Consider the following 2,949-nt stretch of genomic DNA (forward strand, 5'->3'; position numbering starts at 1 on the left):
CCAAAGGCGTCCCAGGCGCTGAAAGAATTTTTTGCCTTCTGCGGAGAGGATCCGGTGCTGGTTGCCCATAACGCCCGGTTCGATACCAGCTTTATCGATGCGGCTGCGGGCAGGGCGGGGCAGCGGTACGCTTATGCTTACATAGACAGTCTGGTGCTGTGTCAGGCTATGCTGCCGGATCTTGCAAAGCATAAGCTGAACGTTGTGGCAAAGCACCTGAAGCTGGGGAAGTTTGACCATCACCGGGCAGACAACGACGCAATGATGCTTGCAAAAATCTATCTGGAGCTTGTGGGACGACTGATCACGGAAAAAAAGCTGGAGTATTTGTCGGAGCTGAACACCAAGGTACAGAAGATCGATGCAAGGAAGCTGAAATCCTTCCACCAGATCATTCTGGCGAAAAACCAGACCGGACTAAAAAATCTGTATCGGCTGATCTCCTACGGACACATTGACTGCTTCTACAAAAAGCCCTTGATGCCAAAGTCCCAGCTGCTTAAGTACCATGAGGGATTGCTGTTCGGCAGTGCCTGTGAGGCGGGGGAACTGTTCCGTGCCATGGTGGACGGCAGACCCTATGCGGAATTGCTGGAGCTTGCGAAATTTTATGATTATCTGGAAATCCAGCCTCTGGGAAACAATGCGTTCATGCTCCGGAATGGTACGGCAGAATCTGAAGACGATCTGAAAAACTGGAACCGGATGATCTGTAAGATCGGGGACGATCTGGGATTGCCCGTGGTCGCCACCTGTGACGTGCATTTCATGGATCCCAAGGACGGAAAATACCGGCAGATTTTGATGGCTGGCAATGGCTTTAAGGATGCGGATCAGCAGGCACCCTTGTATCTGCGCACCACTGATGAAATGCTGGAGGAATTCTCTTACCTGGGACAGGAAAAGGCATACGAGGTAGTGGTGGAAAACACAAACCGGATCGCCGATCTCATTGATTTTGTACGTCCCATCCCCAAGGGCACCTTTACCCCGAATATCGAAGGGGCGGAGGAGGATCTGACCCGGATCACCAACAACCGGGCAAGGGAGATCTACGGGGATCCCCTGCCGGAGATCGTGGCTAAGCGGCTGGATCGGGAGCTGTCCTCCATCATCAAGCATGGCTTTTCCGTGCTGTATATTATCGCCCAGAAGCTGGTTTCCAACTCGGAGGAGCATGGCTATCTGGTAGGATCCCGTGGATCCGTTGGCTCCTCCTTTGTGGCATCCATGGCAGGCATTTCGGAGGTCAATCCGCTGGCACCTCACTATGTATGCCCCAAATGCAAGCACAGCGAATTTATCACAGACGGCAGCTATGGCTCCGGTTTTGATCTGCCGGCAAAGAACTGTCCCAACTGCGGCATTGAAATGCGCCGGGATGGGCACGATATTCCCTTTGAAACCTTCCTGGGCTTTGACGGGGACAAGGCGCCGGATATTGATCTGAATTTCTCCGGCGAGTATCAGTCCTCCGCCCACCGGTATACGGAGGAGCTGTTTGGAAGAGCCAACGTGTTCAAGGCGGGTACCATCAGTACCGTTGCGGAGAAAACCGCATTCGGATACGCCAAGCATTTTCTGGAGGATCGGAATGAATCCCAGAATCCGGCAGAGGAAAATCGGCTTGCCAAGGGCTGTACCGGCGTAAAGCGCACCACCGGACAGCATCCGGGAGGCATGGTGGTTGTGCCCTCCGACTATGATGTATATGACTTTACCCCGGTACAGCATCCGGCGGACAGTGCGGATTCCGACGTCATCACAACCCACTTCGACTTTCACAGCCTGCATGATACCATTCTGAAGCTGGATGAGCTGGGACACGTAGTGCCCACCCTGTACAAGCATCTGGAGGATCTGACCGGCATCAAGATTGCGGACGTTCCCACTACGGATCCGGACGTGATCCGTATGTGTACGGACGTATCCGTGCTTGGGGTCACCAAAGAGGACGTTTATTGTCCCACCGGCAGTCTGGGCATCCCGGAGATGGGTACCAATTTCACCATTGGCATGCTGATGGACGCAAAGCCAACTAAGTTCAGCGACTTTTTGCAGATTTCTGGTCTGTCCCATGGTACGGATGTATGGCTTGGCAACGCAAAGGATCTGATTGAGAACAAGACCTGTACCATTTCTGAGGTAATCGGTACCCGAGACAGCATCATGACCTATCTGCTATATAAGGGGGTCGAGCCCAAGCAGGCGTTCCAGATCATGGAGGACACCCGTAAGGGTAAGGCACCGAAAACCTTTACCCCGGAGCGGATCCAGATGCTGAAGGATCACAACGTACCCCAGTGGTACATAGACAGCTGTTTGAAGATTAAGTACATGTTCCCCAAGGCCCATGCGGCAGCCTATGTTATCGCAGCCATCAAGCTGGGCTGGTTCAAGCTCCACAAGCCCCTGGAATTTTACTCCACCTATTTTACTGTCCGTGGTGGAGATTTTGATGCGGATCTGGCAGTCCGGGGCATTGCTGCCGTCCGGAACCGGATCGAGGAGCTGCGTGCCCTTGGAAATGACCGGAGCAAGAAGGAAAACGACCTGTATGATATCCTGCTGATCGTCAACGAAATGATGTCCAGAGGGTATGAGTTCCTGCCCATCGATCTGTATAAATCCCATGCGGTGAAGTACCTGATTGAGGACGGAAAGATCCGGATTCCCTTTGGTGCTTTGTCTGGCGTGGGAGAAGCAGCGGCTATGAGCCTGTATGAGACCGCACAGGCACGGGATTTTGTATCCATCGAGGAGTTCCAGAACAAGTGCGGTGCGTCAAAAACCATAGTGGATACCCTGGAAAGCATCGGCGCTTTGGGCGCATTGCCGAAATCCAGTCAGATGACGCTGTTCTAACTTGACTTTTTTATAATACTATGCTAACATGTTAGCATAGTAAAGTGATGAAAGGAGTGCGGCAGCAGCCGCAGGCAGCCATGA

At 52.8% G+C, this 2,949-nt stretch carries 1 protein-coding gene; it reads left to right on the forward strand.

The features are described 5' to 3' along the window. Positions 1 to 2,865, forward strand: a 2,865-nt coding sequence (locus QVO51_RS08670; protein WP_288168038.1) for a PolC-type DNA polymerase III, incomplete at its 5' end; no start/stop codon positions are given. Positions 2,866 to 2,949: the final 84 nt, after the last annotated feature.

This window comes from Ruminococcus sp. CAG:379 (assembly GCF_000434255.1).
In the GTDB taxonomy this organism is placed as follows: domain Bacteria; phylum Bacillota; class Clostridia; order Oscillospirales; family Ruminococcaceae; genus Ruminococcus_F; species Ruminococcus_F champanellensis.